Annotated in this window: 18 protein-coding genes and 1 tRNA gene; 12 read left to right on the top strand and 7 right to left on the bottom strand. The window is 40.3% G+C overall.

From position 1 onward, the window contains the following. Positions 1–23: 23 nt before the first annotated feature. Positions 24–2,741, bottom strand: a complete 2,718-nt coding sequence (locus tag FA047_RS07785) for an outer membrane beta-barrel protein (protein ID WP_136835418.1) — start codon at positions 2,739–2,741, stop codon at positions 24–26. Between the two features lie 289 nt (positions 2,742–3,030). Between FA047_RS07785 and FA047_RS07780 the strand changes: the two genes are divergently transcribed. Continuing rightward, positions 3,031–5,250, top strand: a complete 2,220-nt coding sequence (locus FA047_RS07780; RefSeq protein ID WP_136835417.1) for an NADP-dependent isocitrate dehydrogenase — start codon at positions 3,031–3,033, stop codon at positions 5,248–5,250. 104 nt (positions 5,251–5,354) lie between these two features. Continuing rightward, positions 5,355–5,780 (top strand): hypothetical protein, encoded by a 426-nt coding sequence (locus FA047_RS07775; RefSeq protein WP_136835416.1) that lies wholly within the window; start codon positions 5,355–5,357, stop codon positions 5,778–5,780. On the opposite strand, the gene FA047_RS07770 is transcribed toward FA047_RS07775, so the two are convergent. Beyond that, a complete protein-coding gene (locus tag FA047_RS07770; RefSeq protein ID WP_136835415.1) occupies positions 5,777–7,630 on the bottom strand; it encodes a DNA polymerase III subunit gamma/tau in 1,854 nt (617 codons plus the stop codon). The genes FA047_RS07775 and FA047_RS07770 overlap by 4 nt on opposite strands. Positions 7,631–7,722: 92 nt before the next feature. Here FA047_RS07770 and FA047_RS07765 point away from each other — a divergent pair, with 92 nt between their 5' ends. From FA047_RS07765 to mtgA, 5 genes are all read left to right on the top strand, one after another. Continuing rightward, complete coding sequence (locus tag FA047_RS07765; RefSeq protein ID WP_136835414.1) at positions 7,723–8,946, top strand: hypothetical protein; 1,224 nt, start codon at positions 7,723–7,725, stop codon at positions 8,944–8,946. A 90-nt stretch (positions 8,947–9,036) separates the two neighbouring features. Beyond that, positions 9,037–9,399, top strand: a complete 363-nt coding sequence (gene rpsF, locus FA047_RS07760; protein WP_136835413.1) for a 30S ribosomal protein S6 — start codon at positions 9,037–9,039, stop codon at positions 9,397–9,399. Next, on the top strand, positions 9,399–9,662 hold the full coding sequence (rpsR, locus tag FA047_RS07755; protein WP_131594648.1) for a 30S ribosomal protein S18: 264 nt from the start codon (positions 9,399–9,401) through the stop codon (positions 9,660–9,662). Before rpsF ends, rpsR begins: the two co-directional genes overlap by 1 nt. Before the next feature lie 10 nt (positions 9,663–9,672). Then, entirely contained in the window at positions 9,673–10,116 is a 444-nt protein-coding gene (gene rplI / locus FA047_RS07750) for a 50S ribosomal protein L9 (protein ID WP_136835412.1), read from the top strand. Between the two features lie 86 nt (positions 10,117–10,202). Beyond that, positions 10,203–10,925, top strand: coding sequence for a monofunctional biosynthetic peptidoglycan transglycosylase (gene mtgA / locus FA047_RS07745; protein WP_136835411.1), 723 nt, complete (start codon positions 10,203–10,205; stop codon positions 10,923–10,925). 8 nt (positions 10,926–10,933) lie between these two features. Here mtgA and FA047_RS07740 read toward each other — a convergent pair whose 3' ends face one another. Further along, entirely contained in the window at positions 10,934–11,413 is a 480-nt protein-coding gene (locus FA047_RS07740) for an ABC transporter ATPase (RefSeq protein ID WP_136835410.1), read from the bottom strand. A 50-nt stretch (positions 11,414–11,463) separates the two neighbouring features. On the opposite strand from FA047_RS07740, the gene FA047_RS07735 reads away from it, so the two are divergent. After that, a complete protein-coding gene (locus FA047_RS07735; RefSeq protein WP_136835409.1) occupies positions 11,464–11,946 on the top strand; it encodes a hypothetical protein in 483 nt (160 codons plus the stop codon). Here FA047_RS07735 and FA047_RS07730 read toward each other — a convergent pair. Genes FA047_RS07730 through FA047_RS07720 form a run of 3 tightly spaced genes read right to left on the bottom strand, consistent with a single transcriptional unit; the run spans position 11,912 to position 14,832 of the window. Next, positions 11,912–12,709, bottom strand: coding sequence for an MBL fold metallo-hydrolase (locus tag FA047_RS07730; RefSeq protein ID WP_136835408.1), 798 nt, complete (start codon positions 12,707–12,709; stop codon positions 11,912–11,914). The two genes, FA047_RS07735 and FA047_RS07730, sit on opposite strands and share 35 nt — an antisense overlap. Next, positions 12,699–13,499 carry a (Fe-S)-binding protein gene (locus tag FA047_RS07725; RefSeq protein ID WP_136835407.1) on the bottom strand — a complete coding sequence of 267 codons (801 nt, stop codon included), beginning with the start codon at positions 13,497–13,499 and terminating at the stop codon, positions 12,699–12,701. The genes FA047_RS07730 and FA047_RS07725 overlap by 11 nt, the downstream gene beginning before the upstream one ends. A 37-nt stretch (positions 13,500–13,536) precedes the next feature. Beyond that, positions 13,537–14,832: a 4Fe-4S dicluster domain-containing protein gene (locus tag FA047_RS07720; protein WP_136835406.1), complete on the bottom strand. Its 1,296-nt coding sequence runs from the start codon at positions 14,830–14,832 to the stop codon at positions 13,537–13,539. Between the two features lie 211 nt (positions 14,833–15,043). On the opposite strand from FA047_RS07720, the gene FA047_RS07715 reads away from it, so the two are divergent. From FA047_RS07715 to hflC, 3 genes are all read left to right on the top strand, one after another. Next, positions 15,044–15,116: transfer RNA gene (locus FA047_RS07715), tRNA-Phe, on the top strand. A gap of 197 nt (positions 15,117–15,313) precedes the next feature. After that, positions 15,314–16,315, top strand: coding sequence for an FtsH protease activity modulator HflK (gene hflK / locus FA047_RS07710; RefSeq protein ID WP_136835405.1), 1,002 nt, complete (start codon positions 15,314–15,316; stop codon positions 16,313–16,315). A 1-nt stretch (position 16,316) separates the two neighbouring features. Beyond that, the gene (gene hflC / locus FA047_RS07705) at positions 16,317–17,255 is read left to right on the top strand and encodes a protease modulator HflC (RefSeq protein WP_136835404.1); all 939 of its coding nucleotides are present in this window, start codon (positions 16,317–16,319) and stop codon (positions 17,253–17,255) included. A 39-nt stretch (positions 17,256–17,294) separates the two neighbouring features. On the opposite strand, the gene FA047_RS07700 is transcribed toward hflC, so the two are convergent. After that, positions 17,295–17,873 carry a sigma-70 family RNA polymerase sigma factor gene (locus FA047_RS07700; protein WP_136835403.1) on the bottom strand — a complete coding sequence of 193 codons (579 nt, stop codon included), beginning with the start codon at positions 17,871–17,873 and terminating at the stop codon, positions 17,295–17,297. A gap of 130 nt (positions 17,874–18,003) precedes the next feature. Here FA047_RS07700 and FA047_RS07695 point away from each other — a divergent pair, with 130 nt between their 5' ends. Further along, positions 18,004–19,152 carry a FecR family protein gene (locus FA047_RS07695; RefSeq protein ID WP_136835402.1) on the top strand — a complete coding sequence of 383 codons (1,149 nt, stop codon included), beginning with the start codon at positions 18,004–18,006 and terminating at the stop codon, positions 19,150–19,152. The last annotated feature ends 68 nt before the right edge of the window (positions 19,153–19,220 follow it).

Genomic DNA, 19,220 nt, shown 5'->3' with positions numbered 1-19,220 from the left:
TAATAATAGGGCTTGGTAACCGGTTATTTACCTTTGTATATATTTATTTTATACTGGTAAGTGGCCAGGAAATATCTTTTTAAGATTTGTTGCTCTGAAATACTTACTGCATTGTTGTAAGCATACCTTGATACGGAGATATTTTGATCCAGTAAATCATAAACTGATAATTTTAATTGTCCCCTGTCTTTCTTTAACATCTGCAATGTTACGGCAAGATTCAAAATATTAGCGCTTTTTGAAAAGCCCTGCGAAATCTGAGGGTTGTAGTTGTAATTGTACTTGGCGTCAAAAATGATTCTTTTAGGCCAGCGCAGACTAAACTCGGTGCCCAGCGTATGTGTATAGGTATTGATGGCTTTATAGGCTACATCTTTATATTCTGTAATGGATTTTCTGAAATCGTATTTTGTATTGATACTCAAAAGGGAATTGTAATTGAAATTGATTCCTTGGCCTATACCAAAGCTATAATTATACTGCGTGCCTTCATCCTGATTTAAGAAAAAAGGATTACGCTGGATGTTTGCATTTAAGTTTGCATTCAGTCCGATTTGCCAGTTTTGAGATTTTTTAAACTGCTTGCCTATATTCCCTCCAAAGTAACCATACATACCCCCATCTTTATTGATTGTAGTGCTGGTTGTAGCACCATTGACATCAATTGTGTTCTTGTTTACAGTCGTATTGTTTGAAAAATTGATGCCTGTATAGCCATTGTAATTGAGCTGTTTTTCATGATTGTACTTGTAAAAGTTTCCTGAAAATTCGTAGGTGTGTTTTGGCTTCAGGTCTGGATTTCCAATCGATTTATAAAGTTGGCTGTATTCACGAACTATCGGTTGCATTTGAGAAATTTGAGGTTGCTCTATGCTTTCTCTATAACTAATGGAGAAGCTAGGTCCATCAAAGGAAAGTGTTGGAAGCAGGTTAAAGTAGTTTTGGCGTTGGTCCTTTATTGTGCTGTTAAATTTGTTGATTACATTTTGCCATTCCGCATTCACCCCAATTCTCAATGAATATTCATCATTGAATTGATAAGCCAGTTGCGGTCTGAAGTTTTGGACCCATGTATTCCTTTTTAACAAATTACTTTGATTGGGTAAAAAGGAGTCGTAGATGCCTGTTTGAATATTTTTATCAAACGTAGAAAGTGATTCTGTTGAAGTTGAATAGTTCGCGCCTGTGTTCAACTCTGCAGTTAGTTTTTTGATAATAGGATAGTCGTAATTGACGGATAATTCAGCTGAGTTGGATTTTGTATTGTTGTCTGCATAACGGTCGAGGACCTCTGATCGGATATCATCCGTAAATGATTTAATATCGTTTATGGAGTAGTTGTCAGAATTGGTTTTGTTCAGGGAAAGAGAATGGGTAATGTTTAAAGATTCTCCTTCTTTTTTAAGCCTCCTGTAATAGGAAAATGAATGAGAAAATGCGGTAGAATTATTGTCAGAGCTTGTGGAACCCCTTGACTCATTCAGCAAAGGTTTAAGGGTGTTAAAACTCTTTCCGGATGATGTATTTCTGTCACGCTGATCACTGAGGTCTAGTTTTGGCTCATATCTGAATCGATTCAGTGTATCAGGATTCCATTCTATAAGTCCTCCAATTGCATGTTTATTACTGATGTCCGAACTTTGATAAAGTGAATTGGAGGTAAGTTTCGTTTCGGCGATGGATTGCTCATTAAATGAGCTTCCATTATAAGTTTTTTCAGTATTGGTATAAAAATAAGTCAGATTCATTTTTAACTTCTTACCATAGTCGTTGTTGATATTTATACCTCCGGAAGCTACTTTTTCCATAGCGCCACCCCATCCACGGCCACCAAAAGTTCCATCGTATACCTGTGAGCCTCCAGACCTGTTGAATCCGCCCATATTGTACAGCTCATCCTGAGAAAAACCTGTTTTGTTCAGGTTATTTCCCAAGCCAATGATACTTACCTGCAGGGTATCTCTGAAATTGCTTAAAATTCCTCCGGCTTCATATCTGTCCCGGGTTCCGCCACCACCATACAGCTTACCGAGGGTGCTTTTCTTAATTTTGCTTTTTAATTTCAGATTAATAATCTTACCGACCTTTGTAGCGCTGACTTTATGGTCGGGATCATTTTCCCGGTCATCATACACCTGGATCTTATCAATAAGGTCAGCATCCAGGTTTTTAGTGGCTACTTTTGGATCAGTGCCAAAAAACTGCTTCCCGTCTATAAGTAGTTTGCTGATCGCTTTTCCATTGACCAGGATGGAGCCGTCGTTATTGACCTGTACTCCCGGTAATTTTCTCAGCAGCTCTTCCACAACCGCATTAGGCCTGGTTTTGAAGGCTTCAGTATTGAATTCAATGGTGTCTTTCTTGACCACTATTGGTGAGCGCTCACCTTTAATTACTACTTCATTCAGGTTATTGCCACTAAAAAGGATAGTGCCAAAGTCTTTGGTCTCGCCTTTTGTCAAATTCAGATTTTGACGAATCGTTTTGTAGCCGACATAGGAGATGATCAGTTTAGTAGGCCTGTCGGTTGGCAGCCCGGAAAGGTTGAACCCCCCTTTTTTATCGCTCAGTGTATAGGAGATGAGCGATGTGTCTTTTGCATTTACTACCGCAACGGTTGCATATTCAAGTGGATTTTTTGTTAGTGAATCGGCCAGTATACCCTTTATGACCGATTTGTTTTGCGCATAGCTTCCTGCTGCTATAAATAGCAGCATCAGAGAGACGGTAATTTTGTTCATTTGGTTTTGTTTGTGTGTGTTGTTTGTTGGTAATAACTGTGTTTGCAGTAAAGCTCAATATTACTGTTTTCTAAAATATCCCTGTGTTAAATAGTGTTAAACGTTTGTCGGGGTATTTGATGTAAAAAGGGAAAGGATGTTACAGAACATCAGGATTAACTCATTTATAACATTTCAATGCCATGAAATTCATCGGTTTATTATATCTTTAGACGATTTTAATCTAAAGCCTGTTTTGTCATAAACACGCTGTTTTTATTTTTCATTTACACAATCGTATTTATAAAATATGTCAGACACATCAAAAATTATCTATACCAAAACTGATGAAGCGCCAATGTTGGCAACCTATTCATTCTTACCAATTGTTCAAGCTTTTACAGCCTCAGCTGGCATTGATGTAGAAACCAGGGATATTTCTTTAGCCGGAAGAATTTTGGCAAACTTTCCTGAGTTTCTAAAGGAAGATCAAAAAATTGGAGATGCATTGACTGAACTGGGTAAGCTGGCTACAACTCCGGAAGCTAATATTATTAAATTGCCTAATATTTCTGCATCTATTCCGCAGCTGACTGATGCAATTGCTGAATTACAATCTCAGGGATTTGCTATTCCCAACTATCCGGATAATGCGCAAACAGACGGAGAAAAAGCAATCAAAGCTAAATATGCTAAAGTTTTAGGTTCGGCAGTGAATCCTGTTTTACGCGAAGGTAATTCAGACCGCAGGGCACCTAAAGCAGTCAAGAATTATGCAAAGGCCAATCCGCATTCAATGGGAGCATGGTCTGCAGATTCTAAAACTAAAGTGTCAAGTATGACTGAGGGTGATTTTTACGGATCGGAGAAGTCAGTTACTGTAGCAGATGCAGCACAGTTTAAAATAGAGTTTGTAGATGCAAGCGGCGCTGTGACTGAACTGAAAGGGCTGTCGCCTTTAAAAGGAGGCGAAGTGATCGATAGCTCTGTGATGAGCCTGTCGGCATTAAAATCTTTCGTCGCGAAAGCGATTGAAGAAGCAAAGGCTGCCGGAATTCTTCTTTCTGCGCACTTAAAAGCGACGATGATGAAGGTTTCTGACCCAATCATTTTTGGTGCAATAGTAGAGGTATATTTTGCTGGTGTTTTTGTTAAATATGGCGATCTGTTCAAAGAATTGAATATAGATACCCGAAATGGCTTAGGCGATGTTTATGCTAAAATTGCAGGCAATGCAAAAGAAGCAGAAGTGAAAGCTGCAATTGATGAAGCGATTGCTAATGGCCCGGCACTTGGCATGGTTAACTCAGACAAAGGGATTACCAATCTTCATGTGCCTTCTGATGTGATCGTTGATGCGTCAATGCCGGCAATGATCCGTACATCGGGTCAGATGTGGAATAAAGACAATAAGCAACAAGATACGATAGCTATTATTCCAGATCGTTGCTATGCCGGAGTTTATACTGCTACTATTGACGATTGTAAAGCTCATGGTGCTTTTGACGTAACTACAATGGGTTCTGTGCCCAATGTGGGTCTGATGGCGCAAAAAGCAGAAGAATATGGTTCGCATGATAAAACTTTCCAGGCAACTGATTCAGGGACAGTTCGTGTCACTGATGCTGATGGCAAGGTATATTTTGATCAAAAAGTTGAAAAGGGTGATATATTCCGCATGTGTCAGACTAAGGATGCGCCAATTCAGGATTGGGTTAAGCTTGCTGTAAACAGAGCACGTTTATCTGCAACACCTGCTATTTTCTGGTTAGATGAGAAAAGGGCGCATGATAGAGAAATCATTTCAAAAGTAAATAAGTACCTAACAGATCATGATACTGCAGGTTTAGATATCCGTATTTTATCTCCAATTGAAGCTACTAAGTTTACTTTGGAAAGGATCCGCAAGGGAGAAGATACAATTTCAGTAACTGGTAATGTATTGCGTGATTATTTAACCGATTTATTTCCTATACTGGAACTGGGTACATCGGCAAAAATGTTGTCTATTGTTCCGTTGATGAATGGCGGTGGTTTGTTTGAAACCGGTGCTGGTGGCTCTGCCCCAAAACACGTAGAGCAGTTCCTTCAGGAAGGTTACCTTCGCTGGGATTCACTTGGAGAGTTTTTAGCTTTGGCTGTTTCTTTAGAACATTTAGGTCAGACACAAAATAATCCAAAGGCTTTGGTTTTGGCTGAAACACTTGATGCCGCAACTGAGAAGTTCCTGGCCAATGATAAGTCACCTGCCCGTAAAGTAGGTCAGATTGACAATAGAGGTTCTCATTTCTATCTGGCTTTGTATTGGGCACAAGGTTTGGCTGAGCAAACTAAAGATGCTGACTTAAAGGCAAGGTTTGCAGCATTGGCTAAAGTACTGACTGAAAACGAAGTGAAAATATCAGCAGAGCTGATAGAGGCACAGGGTAAGTCGCAAGATGTCGGTGGTTATTACCATCCTAATGATGATTTAGCTTTTGCAGCAATGCGTCCGAGTGAAACATTGAATACTGCACTGGCAAGTTTATAACATAAGCCACATAAATAGAAAGGCCCTTTGCATTTGTAAAGGGCCTTTTTTATAAAAACAATTTTTGTTTTTTTTACGTTATCTTTAATATAAAATTTACCATTATGGCAGCTGATCAAAATAAATCCAATGGAGCAATGAAAGCAAATGATAAGCTTCATCCAATGAATCTGGGAGAGATCAAAGATTTTGATAATTTATCTTACGATAAAGACAAAAACAGTTTTGAATTTGATGTGAAGAACGGGGATACTGAATATGATCATCCGCTGCCTTACGATACATCTGCTCCTAATGGTGAAGATAGTATTTCTTCTTATGATGAAGCAAATCCATATATCGGCTCAGAATACGATGATGAGAAGCAACGTGATGAGAACCTCGAAAATTCAGGCATGCGCATAGAAGATGAGGATATTCTTGAAGTAAGTCCTGAAGATGAAATGCTGGCACGTACAGATGAAGACAACAGGGATGACTTGGATGAAGAAGGATACCCAATAAATGACAGGCCTAAGAAATTCTTTTAGGAGTTTACATCAAGGTTAAACCTTTTTCGCATTTCTTCCAGCTTGGGATTCTTTTCAATCAGGTACTGGTACTTTTCTACATTAGTATAAAGGCGGTTTACTACTGCACGCGCTACCTGTTTTGATTTGATGGTCAGGTGAAAGTTCTTTAGTCTCGGTCTCAGGAAGTTTAGAAAATCGATCATTTCATCCTGAAGCTGTCCCTCCTGGATTTTATGTTCTACATGAACCGTTACTTCTTCTGGGCTGTCCAGCACAGGGTCTGAACTGGTCAGGAGGGTATATACGTTGATTTTATTGTCTTCCTTAGCTTTGGTTGCATACTGATTCCAGTAAAACATCAATTGCTCGTAAGTAAATGCTTCCCTTGCTTCTCCTGTAATGTATTTAGGGCCGTCGTTCTCTTCCTCTTCAGCCCGTCTTTCCAGGTCGGTGAGAGATGGGATCAGCGTGCTGATTTTTGCATTCGCATTATTGTTCAGCGCTATTTTTGCTGTAGGCGCAGGGTTGGTCAGTGGTATTGGAGGTGTGTTCTTTGGCTGATCATGTAGTGGCTGCGGTACAACCGGCAACGGTTTGCTTTCCTGTTGAGGGATTTTTTGGACAGTTTCTGTTGAATCAACTGGTGCCGAAGTAATGTTGTTTGCAAATTCCTGAACAGCAGGTTTCGATGGAGCCGCAGAACTTAGATTAGTTTTTTTTTTAATCTGATCTTCGTCAGTTGCGGAATTGCCGTTAGGCTGGGCTAGTTGAAGTACCGAAGGAATGTGGCACATTTTAATCAGCGAAAGCTCTACCTGAAGCCGCTGGTTTTTGCTGTTTTTATAATTCAGGTCACATTGGTTGGCCAGATTCAATGCGGTCAGGATGAACGAAACCGGTGTTTGCTGACTTTGTGTAATGTATTTCTGTTTGATGGTTTCACTTACTTCCAGCAACTTGGTGGTCTGCGGGTCTTTGGCAACCAGCAGATTTCTGAGGTGGTTTGCCAGTCCATTGATGAAGTTATTGCCGTCAAATCCATTATTTAATATTTCATCAAACAGGATCAGTGAATTGCTTACATCAGTAGTATTCAGGTATTGGGTAAGTTTAAAATAGTAATCATAATCCAGGATGTTCAGATTGTCAATTACTGATTTGTAAGTGAGGTTTTTATTGGTGTAACTTACAATCTGGTCGAACATGGAAAGGGCATCCCTTAATCCGCCATCCGCTTTTTGAGCAATGATGTGCAGACCGTCTGCTTCTACAGATATGTTCTCCCGTTGTGCGATCTTGTTTAGATGCCCTGAAATATCATCTACCTGTATACGGTTGAAATCAAAGATTTGACAACGTGATAAGATGGTTGGCAGAATCTTGTGCTTTTCTGTGGTAGCCAATATAAATATGGCATAAGATGGCGGTTCTTCAAGTGTCTTTAAGAAAGCATTAAAGGCATTTGCAGATAGCATATGCACCTCATCTATAATATATATCTTATATTTCCCCGCTTGTGGCGGAATGCGTACCTGGTCAATCAAACTCCGGATATCATCAACCGAGTTATTGGATGCAGCATCCAGCTCGTGAAAGTTGAAAGAATGGCCTGTTTGGAAAGAGATACAAGATTCACAGGTGCCGCAGGCTTCCTGCTCTGCTGTTAAATTTGTACAGTTGATTGTTTTGGCAAGGATACGTGCGCAGGTAGTTTTACCGACACCACGTGGCCCGCAAAACAGAAATGCCTGTGCCAGCTGATTATTTTTGATGGCATTCTTTAGTGTGCCTGTAATGTGGTGCTGTCCAACAACGGTCTCAAACGTTGCCGGGCGGTACTTACGGGCCGATACTATAAAATTTTCCATTCGCCAACGAAATTAGAAATTTTTTAGGTAGCTACAGGGATTTGTGGAAAATAAATCTCCTATGTATATATTTGCCGCCTAATCTAAAAAAAATGAAACGTTTTCTCATCGGCCTTTTGCTGGCCTTTCCTGTATTTGCCCTGGCGCAATCTAATTTTCAAAAAGGATATGTAATCACAGTCTCAAATGATACTATAAAAGGTTTTATAGATTATCGTGAGCGTAAGTCGAATCCTGAAAGTATCAGATTCAGACTGAATAATGATGCACCGATCCAGACTTATAATGTGCTCAATTGTATAGCTTTTGGTCTGGATGGATTGGAGACTTATCAAAGGTATGATGTAAGGCTTAGTATGAATGAAGAGGCAATTTCCAAGCTCTCAGGTAAAGCTGATTCTATATCAGTGCGGGATACGCTGTTTTTAAAAGTGCTTCAGACTGGAAAAGTGGTAAGATTATATGAATATACAGATGAAATAAAGAAGCGGTTTTTTCTAGCTGAATTAAATGGAGCACCTTACGAGCTGATCAGAAGATTGTATCTGGATGAAAATACCAATAATATGGTTACAGCTGATTCTTATTTAAATCAGCTCTCACAGGCCAGCTACAGGCTAGGATTTGCGGCAAAATTTGACAGACGTAAGCTGATGAATGTTAAGTACCGGACAGCAGATTTGCTCAAGGTCACATCAGTATTAAACGGTGTTGAACCCATTAAAGTTAAAGGAACCAAGACCCGCGTTCTTGCAGGTGCGGGTATAAATTATTTAAATGGTATTTATAAAGGCAGTCATTTGCTTGCACGTCCGGATGCTAAATCCAAAGTTTCTTACAGTCCTTTTATAAATCTTGGAGTGGATGTTTTTAGTAATCCCGCAATTGGTAAACTGATCTATAGAGCAGAGCTCTCAGCTTACAAGAGTCAAAATGAGATTTCTTCCCCTTCAAGATTCCATTCTTTCGATCAATTGACCATATCTGCGGCTCCTCAACTGATTTATAATGTGTATAACAAAAGCAAAATTAAAGTTTTTATTGGTGGGGGGATGGCCTTTAACTACTCAATTGTTGACAATGATGTGCAAAAAAGATACAATACTTTTAAAAATGAATTCGTTGTTCTTGAGGAGCCATTGGATTTTGAGAAATTCAGCGTGTCTTTCGTAGGTAAGGCAGGCATTGTATTGAATAAAAGGATAGAAATTTATGGTGGATACTCTACCCGAAATGTAGTGAGTCACTATGCAGCGTTTAATATAGGTTCTAAAAGAATTGCAGGAGGGATTAACTACCTCTTTGGTAAACCATAAACTTTTGATTATCCTATTGATTAATAGAAATTTATTATTACTTTTGCAACCCGCAATAATAGCGGATTAATTAAAAACAAATAAATAACAATGAATCAGTACGAAACTGTTATCGTTCTAACCCCGTTGTTATCAGAAGAAGTTGCTAAAGAAGCATTAGCTAAATTTAGCAAAATCATCACTGATAGCGGAGCCGAAATTGTTCAAGAGGACAATTGGGGTTTGAGAAAATTAGCGTATCCGATTGAGAAAAAAGCAAGCGGATTCTTTCACCTAACTGAGTATAAATCTTCAGGTGAAGTGATTAGTAAATTAGAATTGGAACTTAAGCGTGATGAGCGTGTTCTACGTTTCTTGACCATTAGATTAGACCGTCATGCGGTTGCGTATAATGAGAAAAAACGCAGTGGTGCTTTCAACAAAAAACCTAAGAAAGAGGAGGTTGCAGGATAATGGCTAAAGATCAAATACAATATGTTACTGCTCCAAAAGTGGACGATAACAGAAAAAAATATTGCCGTTTCAAGAAGAATGGTATTAAATATATTGATTACAAAGACGCAAACTTCTTGTTGAAATTTATCAATGATCAAGGTAAACTTTTACCACGCCGTTTAACCGGTACTTCATTGAAATTCCAACGTAAAGTTGCTCAGGCAGTAAAACGTGCACGTCACATCGGTTTGTTACCTTTTGTTGCTGACCAATTAAAATAGGAGCTGAGAGATGGAAATTATTTTAAAACAAGATATCAAATCCCTAGGGGAAAAAGATGATATCGTTTCTGTAAAGCCAGGATACGGCCGTAACTACCTAATCCCTCAGGGATTTGCTCAGTTGGCTACTCCTTCAGCTAAGAAAGTATTAGCAGAAAACTTAAAGCAAGCTGCTTTTAAACAAGATAAAATTAAGAAAGATGCTGAAGGTATCGCTGAGCGTTTAACTGAAGTTAAACTATCAATCGGTGCTAAAGCTGGTGAAACAGGTAAGATCTTTGGTGCAGTAAATACCATTATGATCGCTGATGCATTGAAACAACAAGGTTTTGATGTTGACCGTCGCCGTATCACTTTCGAAACTGAACCTAAATTTGTTGGTGAATATGTTGCCAACTTAAACTTACACAAAGAAGTGAAAGTTAAAGTTCCTTTCGAAGTTGTAGCTGAGTAATCTTAATTACAAAATACAGGAAAGCGCTCCATAATCGGGGCGCTTTTTTTGTTTAAAATCATTCCGATAACTCTTACCTTTGGCCAATGGCAACTCGCAAACAGACTAAAAGCAAAGCAAAATCGACTACTTTTAAACGGATCACTTCAATAATTACCAGGATATTCATTTGGTTTCTGCTGGTTACCGTGTTATGGGTTTTGGTTTATCGGTTTGTTAATCCTCCAATCACACTATTGATGATTCAACGTAACATGGAGCGCAATGCTGCGGGTAAAACTGCCAGGATGGAAAAGAAATGGGTAGACTTTGAAGATATGTCTGATAACATGAAACGGGCGGCGGTTTCTGCTGAAGATCAGTTGTTCTTAAAGCATGTGGGCTTCGATCTCAAAGCTATAGAAAAGGCTTTTAAGGCTAATCAGAAAGGAAAGAAGATAAAAGGTGGAAGCACCATTTCCCAGCAAACAGCAAAGAACGTTTTTCTTTGGCCCGGCCGCTCATGGGTAAGAAAAGGATTCGAAGCTTACTTTACCTTGCTGATAGAGATTCTGTGGAGCAAAGAACGTATACTGGAGGTATACTTGAATGTGATTGAGATGGGAGACGGGATATATGGTGCAGAAGCTGCTGCACAGCAGTATTACAATAAGTCATGTACTCGTCTGACCAGAGCTCAGGCAGCATTAATAGCGGCCTGCTTTCCAAATCCAATCAGATGGACACCTAAAAAGGCAACACAATACATCAGGCACAGACAGTATCTGATCATGAGAAATATGCGGCGCCTGGGTCCGTTAGATTTTTAAGGGTTTGATTATAAAAGGTGTGCGAAGACTTTGCCATGCCAGCTTTGCTCAAAGGGAACTTCCCATTTAGTCTCGAATTCTGAAAGGGTTTGAACCATGTTGTTGAATACAATAGTCTGCGGACCAACTGCTTTGATGTTAACCAGTGTTTCAAAGTCTTCTTTGTTAGCCACAATTACCTTATCATCCACTTTGTAAGCCATGTTAAACCTGTTGAACAGATCAATCTGATATTCCTGTTCGATTTCTTTAATAACGCGAACAGACGAGTCTATAGAACATCCTGTTACGTTGGCAGAAGCCTCATCTACCGTAAATACAATAAAGAAATTATATAAGATAGCTGCTTTTGCATCCAACTGATGACCATGAGCTTTCCACTGGGCAGTAAAATCATTTAGCTTTTGCTGCAAAGTCTGCACTTCGTTGTCCGTAAACGCACGGTTACTTTGGTAGACCCAAACTCTGGATTGTGGAGAAAAACTCATACTCAAAAATACAAAATTATTTAACTTAACATCGCTAAATAGTTAACGTCATGAAGAAGTTTACATTGTCCTTAAAAATGTTTTTCTTTTTACTGCTGTCCATGGTTTTTATGGCCTTTGCAGCAAGTATAGCGTTGGATGAAGACACTGCTTTTATACAAAAAATGCTTGCTGATCATTATGACGATACCCAGGAAGCAAGCCTTCTAAAAAAATATGAACTTAATGTTACCAACACTGGTTTTTGCAGGTATAAGCGCTATTTCTCAAGTGGGAAAGTAGAATATTTCTCTTTCAATCTTAAGAAATTTAAAGACATAGATTATTTGGGCAGTGATAAACAAGGAAGATTGTATTTGCATACAAAAGGAGAGGATGTGATTGTTCAGACCTATAATGATAGAAAGAATGGTGATATTGATAGTATGGCGGCTTACATGGTCATTCCGCTAAAAAATATGGAACCACAGGATCTGATAGCTATCTCTGAGCGGTTGGTTAAAACGAATGCACAGCTACTGGTTCAGAAATAGCATACACAGCTGTTTCTTCGTATCGTGAAGCGACTATAATTTCCGTACCGTTTGAATGTTCAGTAAACAGCTTGTGGACTAGCTCAGGACAGTTGTTGTCTTTAGATAAGTGTGCTAACAGCAGGTGCGACATGAAGCTTGGTCTGTGTGCTGTGAATACCTCTAGCGCCTGCTGGTTTGACAAGTGTCCCTGACCCCCGCTGATCCGGCGTTTAAGGAAATAAGGATAGGCACTCTTTGCTAATAGCGCATCATCATAATTGGTTTCCAGGAAAGCAGCGTGACATCGTTTGAAATGATGAATCAGCTGTTCACATGCAGCGCCGATGTCGGTAAACACACCAACGTTAGTGCCCCCGCATGAAATCATGAAACTGTGTGGTTCTGCGGCGTCATGAAGCTTTGGGAAACCTGTGACGACAAGATCTCCCACCATAACAGGTAAATTGCTGTGTAGGGTTCTGATCAGGTCTTTTCGTAATAAGAATCTACAGCCGGCTAAAGTTCCCGGAGTGATGTATACCGGGAGGTTGTATTTGGCTGATAAAGTACAAAGACCTTTGATATGATCAGTATGTTCGTGTGAGATAAATATTGCTTTTACTTTAGTCATAGACAAGCCCAGGCGAAGCATTCTTTTTTCTGTTTCCCTGCATGAAATGCCGGCGTCTATAAGTATTGCCTCATCGTCATTACCTACGTAATAGCAGTTTCCGTTGCTGCCGGAATTTAAAGAGGCAATATATAACTTGTTACAAGCCATTCGCCCTTACTGTGATTTCAGCAATATCTAATACCTGTACATTTTGATCCTGGTCTTTCAATTTAACACCATCACGAAGCATGGTCATGCAAAAAGGGCAACCTGCGGCAATTACATGAGGTTGTGTCTCCAATGCCTCTTCAATTCGTTCAATGTTGATGTCTTTATTGCCTTTTTCAGGTTCTTTGAACATCTGTGCACCACCGGCGCCACAGCACAAACCATTTGACTTGCAGCGTTTCATTTCTACCAATTGTGCATCGAGGATCTCCAGTGCTTTACGGGGAGCTTCATATACGCCATTTCCGCGTCCAAGATAACAAGGGTCATGGTAAGTGATCTTTTTACCTTTAAAGCTTTCTCCGCCCTCTGCTTTAAGCTTTCCTTCATCTATCAGCTGCTGTATCAACTGGGTATGGTGGATTACTTCGTAAGTACCGCCTAATCCCGGGTACTCGTTTTTAATGGTATTGAAACAATGTGGGCAGCCTGTTACTATTTTCTTAATGTTGTAAGCATTTAGTACCTCAATATTGGTCATGGCCTGCATCTGGAAAAGAAATTCATTTCCTGCGCGTTTTGCCGGATCTCCGGTACAGCTTTCTTCAGTGCCAAGGACAGCATATTTGATTCCCACATGGTGCAGTATTTTGCAAATATCGCGTGTTGTTTTTTGCGCTCGTTCATCATAGCTTCCGGCGCACCCAACCCAGAATAATATTTCTGGTTCTTCGCCTTTGGCTATCAGTTCCGCCATGGTTGGCACTTCAAAATTTAGTTGCTCGCTCATCTTTTACGCTATCTTTAAGCCTTAATAGTTGTTTGTATTAGTTCTCTTTTGCCCAGTTTAACCGGTCTGCCGGTGAATATTTCCATGGTGCACCATTATTTTCAATATTACCCAGCATCGCATTGATACTGGCCGGAGATTGCGATTCCTCCATCACTGCATATCTTCTCAGTTCCGTAATGATTGCCAGAGGATCTATATTGATCGGGCATGCCTCTGTGCATGCATTACAGCTTGTACAAGCCCAGATCTCTTCTCTGCTGATGTAGGTGTCTATCAATGACTTTCCGTCGTCAAAGCCGTTGCCTGTTTTATCAATATTTTTACCCACCTCTTCCATCCGGTCTCTCGTGTCCATCATGATTTTACGTGGTGAAAGCAGCTTTCCGGTAATGTTGGCAGGGCACACTGAAGTGCATCTTCCGCACTCTGTGCAAGTATAGGCATTCATCAGGTTTACCCATGTCAGGTCATTCACATCTTTGGCACCAAAGCGACCTGCTTCAGCCTCAGGAGGTGTAAAAGAAGGGTCGAGCATGGCTTTTACTTCATTGGTTACACTTTGCATATTGGTGAATTCACCTTTAGGCTCCAGATTGGAGAAGTAAGTATTTGGAAAGGCAAACATAATGTGGAAGTGCTTTGAATAAGGCAGGTAATTTAAAAAGCCCAGAATTCCAATGATGTGGAACCACCAGCATCCTCTTTCAATAGCAACCAGGGCACTTTCGGTATTTGGTAGGATAGCCTGAAGGTACTGGCTTACAGGGAATGCACCTGCAGCGGTGTAATGTCCGGATCCGAGTGCCTGCAGTTTGGCATCTGCAGCATTCATAATCAGAAATGCAGACATCAGCAGTATTTCAGTAATCAGGATATAATTGGCATCAGATCTTGGCCAGGGTGTCATTTCGACGCCACTGAACCTTTTTAGTTTGATGATATTTCTTCTGATCAGGAATATCGCACAGGCCAGCCAAACGCCTAAAGCAAGGATTTCAAAAGAGCCTATCAATACATCATAGATGGCTCCCAGACCTCCAAAAATCCGGTGTGTACCGAATATCCCATCAATCATGATCTCCAGTACCTCAAGATTTATAATTACAAAACCTGCGTAAACGATAAAATGTAAAAATGCCGGAACAGGACGAAAGAACATTTTTGTTTGTCCGAATGCTACTTTGAGCATGGTCATTATCCGTTTTTGAGGCTGATCTGTTCTGTTTGCCGCTCTTCCCAGCCGGATATTGCGAATCACTTTTTTAAGGTTGTAACTAAAAAAAGCTATTGCAGCTAGTGTAATTGCTATAAATAGGATTTGTGACACCATTCTTGAAATATCTAATATAGTACGCGCTAAGTTAAACAAATACAACAAAACAAATTACTATGCATGCATAAAATATAAAATTTAGAAGGTTTTTAAATAAAACAGATTTATTTTTAAATATTTTCAAAAAAGATTTTGACATTCAAAAAAAGACACTACATTTGCACTCCCAACCGAGGGGAACATGATTAATTCATGTTAATAATAAGATGGTACGGTAGCTCAGTCGGTAGAGCAATGGACTGAAAATCCATGTGTCGCCGGTTCGATCCCGGCCCATACCACTGCAAGAAGCCTTAGAGAAGTCTAAGGCTTCTTTGTTTTGCGACCAATTCTTTAGCCGATAAAGAAGTCAATATCAATAAATAAAACCTCGCTTTTCCGACAATTCCATTCGTTTTTTGAGTAAAAATTCGATATCTTTCTCTGCGGCGCAGGCCGATTTACGAGAACGAACCGGATTTTTTAATAGCTAATCATTATGGAATTTAAGGAAAGAGACTTTACAAACCAATTTGCCAAATCAACAATCCTGACCAGGATCAGAGAAAATTTAAGATTTATTTTAATCGCGCTCTTCGTGGTGATCCTGCTATGGGGAACTATTTTCCAGATAGGTACTGAAGAAGTGGGCGTGATCACCAGGGTAGGCAGATATACCAGGACTGTAGATCCGGGACTGAACCTCAAAATGCCTTTTATAGAGACCGTGCATAAAGTTCCGGTAGAGCGCCAGCAAAAACTGGAGTTTGGCTTTCGCTCGATGGGGGCGGTCGACAACCAGTCTGAATATGCAAAGGATGGCTTAAGGGATGAATCACTGATGCTAACGGGGGACCTGAACCTCGCCGATGTAGAATGGGTAGTACAGTACAGGATCAATAATGCGTACAATTATTTATTTAAAGTGAGGGATCCCGAAAGCACGCTAAGAAATATATCAGAGGCAGCCACCAGGCAGATTGTAGGAGACCGAACAGTAAATGAGGTATTGACGATAGGAAGAACTGAGATTACCGTAAAGTTGCACCAGCTGATCCAGGAGATCTGTAATGAATATAACATCGGGATTAAAATAGAACAGGTAGTGTTACAGGATGTAAACCCGCCGGATCCGGTTAAGGCGGCTTTTAACGCAGTAAATGAAGCGCAGCAAGAAAAAGAAACGCTGATCAACCAGGCCAAATCTGAATACAATAAAGTAATTCCAAAAGCAAGCGGAGAGGCTAAGGCTACCCTACAAAAAGCTGAAGGATATGCGATAGAGCGGGTAAACAATGCACAGGGTGAATCAGCCAGGTTTAATGATCTTTACAATCAATATATAAAGGCGCCTGAAGTAACTAAAAAGCGGATTTACCTGGAAAATATGACAACCATCCTATCTAAACTGGGCAATGTGATTGTGACCGATCAGAATGGAGCGAACGTATTGCCGCTCCTCCAGATGCAATTGAATAAGGATAACACTAAAAAGAACTAAGATGAGCCAAAAACAGATACTATTAGGATTATTGGCATTTTTCGCGCTGTTGTGTTTGCTGACCAGCACCTTTACTGTCAGGGAGTACGAGCAGGTTGTGGTTACTCAATTTGGACGACCCATTGGTAATGCCATCACTAAACCAGGAATAAATTTTAAACTGCCGTTTATACAGACCGCTAATGTTTTTGAAAAGCGCTTTATGGAATGGGTAGGTGATCCTAACCAGCTGCCTACCAAAGACAAGAAATTCATTTTTGTGGAGACCTATGCCAGGTGGCAGATTACCGACCCGCTGCAGTTTTTTAAACGGCTTACAAACGAACGCGGAGCTCAATCCAGACTGGATGATATCCTTGATGGGGAGACAAGAAATGTGGTGGCCAAGAACAATATTGAAGAACTGGTACGAAGCAGTAACAGAAAGCCTGAATTGGATTCGATAGGGGAAGTGCTGGGCGATTCATTGACTCAGGTTTATGTAGGACGTGATAAGATGCAGGATATGATCCTTAAGTCTGCTAATAAACAGGCTATTGAATTGGGAATAAAGATTCTGGACTTCAGGTTTAAAAGAATCAATTATGTGCAGGAGGTACAGACCCAGGTTTACGAGCGTATGAAAAGTGAGCGTTTCAGGATTGCAGATAAGTTTAGATCAGAAGGTCAGGGTGAGGCCTCAAAGATAAATGGCGATAAGGACAGGGAATTAAAGAACATTCAATCTGCAGCTTTTAAAAGGGCCGAGGAAATAAAAGGTAGAGCTGATGCCAGTGCTGCATCCATCTACGCATCTGCTTATAATCAATCTGCGCAATCCAAGAGCCTTTATGGTTTTCTAAAATCCATGGAAACACTTGACAAGACATTTAGCGAAAAGACCTCGGTGATATTGTCTACCAACAGCGAGATCTATCAATATCTGAAAAAGTCCAATTAAGCCCAGACATAGGATTGTTCATCTTCCCGATAGCATTGCTTATAAATTCAGCAATGCCAATAGAATGCTCAATTGTTTTAATACAAACCGCAAGTGTTTTAAGACATTGGTAATTTGATTTTCTACAGTCCTTTTCGAAATGGAAAGTTTCACAGCGATCTCATCATTGGAAAGATTTTCTTTTCTGCTCAGCAGGAAAATCTCCCTTGAACGGTTTGGCAATTTGCTCAGTTGCGCATCAATTCTGGCCTCCAGTTCAGTATAGTCGAATTGCTCAGCAGCCGTATTGTTTACTGACCTTTGCTGAACTTGCTCGTAGTCATCTATGTATTGAATGTCTAATGATCTGACTCCCTGCTTTCTTTTGTAGACATGGTAACGGGCGGAAGCCGACAGATAAGCTTTAACTGAGAGGATATTTAGCTGAGCTCTTTTATTCCAGATGTTTAAAAATATATCATGTGTGATTTCATAACAAACTTCTGTGTCTTTGATGTATTTATGCGAAGTGGTGAACACAGCAGACCAATGCCTGTCGAAGAGCATATTGTAGGCCTTGGCGTCATTGTTCTTGACAGCAGCCCATAATTCAGCATCATTGAGTCCTTCTAATTGCATACTTGGTGAAATAAAGCTAGGATTTATATTCTAGTTTCCTGCATTAAAGATTTATTTTCAAATCCAGTGTGTGTGCTCCTTCGAAACAGACTCTATATACATAACCAATAATAAACCTAAACGCAGCTTCATGGAGAAACATGAATATATTACGCTGTTCGAAAAGCACCTTGCAGGAAACACAAGTGCAGAAGAAGAACAGATGTTAATGGACCATCGCGATGAATTCAAACTTTTGGATTTGCCATGGGACAGCATTACAATGGGCAATCAGTCGCAGGTAAAAGAAAGGCTATACAACAGTCTTCAGGCTCAAATAAATCCAGTTCCCGTAAAGCGTATACCTGCCAGATTCTGGTATGCCGCCGCCTCAGTATTGATCATTTTCTCCAGCGCATTATACTACGGCTTAGGCCTGCGTACCCAAGAAAGGTCAGCTCAGCCAGTGGTAAAAACTGCAGCTCCTGCCATTATCCCCGGTGGAAACAAAGCCATACTTACCCTTGCCAATGGTTCACAGGTCGATCTGAATGATAAAGATGCCGTTAAGGCACTTCAACAGGGCGATGCTTTAGTGTCCAATAAAGAAGCAGGATTGCTGGTTTACAATAGACTTAAGTCCGGTAAAAATCAAGCTCAACAGTTCAATAAAATCAGTATCCCGCGCGGTGGAAAATACGATGTGATCTTATCAGACGGAACTAAGGTATGGCTCAATGCATCCTCATCATTATATTTTCCAACTACTTTTTCCGGTGATGAACGCAGGGTGGTTGTTACAGGAGAAGCGTATTTTGAAGTTGCTAAAAATGCAGCGATGCCGTTCAAGGTAGAAGCAAACGGAACAGTGGTCCGCGTGTTGGGTACTCATTTCAATGTAATGGCTTATGAAGATGAGGCAGCAACGAGCACCACTTTGCTTGAGGGATCCGTAGAAATCTCAAATAACTCAGGGAAAGCATTACTCAAACCCGGACAGCAGGCACTTGTCAATAAATCTACCGGTACAATCGATGTAAACCAGGTGAACGCAGCTCAGTTTATGGCCTGGAAGGAAGGCAAGTTTGTCTTTACTGACGATGGAATAGAAGAGATCATGCGGAAACTGTCGCGCTGGTACGATGTAGAAGTCGTGTACAGGGATAGGAATTTGGCCGATAAAATTTTCAATGGAACCATATCGAGGTACGAAAACATATCAGAAGTATTGAGTATGCTCGAACAAACGGGTACAATTCACTTTAAGGTTGCAGGAAGGAGGATTACCGTAATGCCTTGACAACGCCACTCAGGAGGAGGCATTGGTAAAAACCGGAAGCGGTCGTAACGCTCCCGGATGAATTCCAG

The organism is Pedobacter frigoris (assembly GCF_005116445.1).
Taxonomy (GTDB): Bacteria; Bacteroidota; Bacteroidia; order Sphingobacteriales; family Sphingobacteriaceae; genus Pedobacter; species Pedobacter frigoris.
Note: the sequence above shows the minus strand (reverse complement) of the source record. Positions and strands in the feature narration are given on the sequence as shown.

Excerpts from the sequence above, each read along its gene's own strand:
- FA047_RS07785 (WP_136835418.1), bottom strand. The coding sequence starts at position 2,741 with ATGAACAAAATTACCGTCTCTCTGATGCTGCTATTTATAGCAGCAGGA.
- FA047_RS07780 (WP_136835417.1), top strand. The coding sequence starts at position 3,031 with ATGTCAGACACATCAAAAATTATCTATACCAAAACTGATGAAGCGCCA.
- FA047_RS07775 (WP_136835416.1), top strand. The coding sequence starts at position 5,355 with ATGGCAGCTGATCAAAATAAATCCAATGGAGCAATGAAAGCAAATGAT.
- FA047_RS07770 (WP_136835415.1), bottom strand. The coding sequence starts at position 7,630 with ATGGAAAATTTTATAGTATCGGCCCGTAAGTACCGCCCGGCAACGTTT.
- FA047_RS07765 (WP_136835414.1), top strand. The coding sequence starts at position 7,723 with ATGAAACGTTTTCTCATCGGCCTTTTGCTGGCCTTTCCTGTATTTGCC.
- rpsF (WP_136835413.1), top strand. The coding sequence starts at position 9,037 with ATGAATCAGTACGAAACTGTTATCGTTCTAACCCCGTTGTTATCAGAA.
- rpsR (WP_131594648.1), top strand. The coding sequence starts at position 9,399 with ATGGCTAAAGATCAAATACAATATGTTACTGCTCCAAAAGTGGACGAT.
- rplI (WP_136835412.1), top strand. The coding sequence starts at position 9,673 with ATGGAAATTATTTTAAAACAAGATATCAAATCCCTAGGGGAAAAAGAT.
- mtgA (WP_136835411.1), top strand. The coding sequence starts at position 10,203 with ATGGCAACTCGCAAACAGACTAAAAGCAAAGCAAAATCGACTACTTTT.
- FA047_RS07740 (WP_136835410.1), bottom strand. The coding sequence starts at position 11,413 with ATGAGTTTTTCTCCACAATCCAGAGTTTGGGTCTACCAAAGTAACCGT.
- FA047_RS07735 (WP_136835409.1), top strand. The coding sequence starts at position 11,464 with ATGAAGAAGTTTACATTGTCCTTAAAAATGTTTTTCTTTTTACTGCTG.
- FA047_RS07730 (WP_136835408.1), bottom strand. The coding sequence starts at position 12,709 with ATGGCTTGTAACAAGTTATATATTGCCTCTTTAAATTCCGGCAGCAAC.
- FA047_RS07725 (WP_136835407.1), bottom strand. The coding sequence starts at position 13,499 with ATGAGCGAGCAACTAAATTTTGAAGTGCCAACCATGGCGGAACTGATA.
- FA047_RS07720 (WP_136835406.1), bottom strand. The coding sequence starts at position 14,832 with ATGGTGTCACAAATCCTATTTATAGCAATTACACTAGCTGCAATAGCT.
- hflK (WP_136835405.1), top strand. The coding sequence starts at position 15,314 with ATGGAATTTAAGGAAAGAGACTTTACAAACCAATTTGCCAAATCAACA.
- hflC (WP_136835404.1), top strand. The coding sequence starts at position 16,317 with ATGAGCCAAAAACAGATACTATTAGGATTATTGGCATTTTTCGCGCTG.
- FA047_RS07700 (WP_136835403.1), bottom strand. The coding sequence starts at position 17,873 with ATGCAATTAGAAGGACTCAATGATGCTGAATTATGGGCTGCTGTCAAG.
- FA047_RS07695 (WP_136835402.1), top strand. The coding sequence starts at position 18,004 with ATGGAGAAACATGAATATATTACGCTGTTCGAAAAGCACCTTGCAGGA.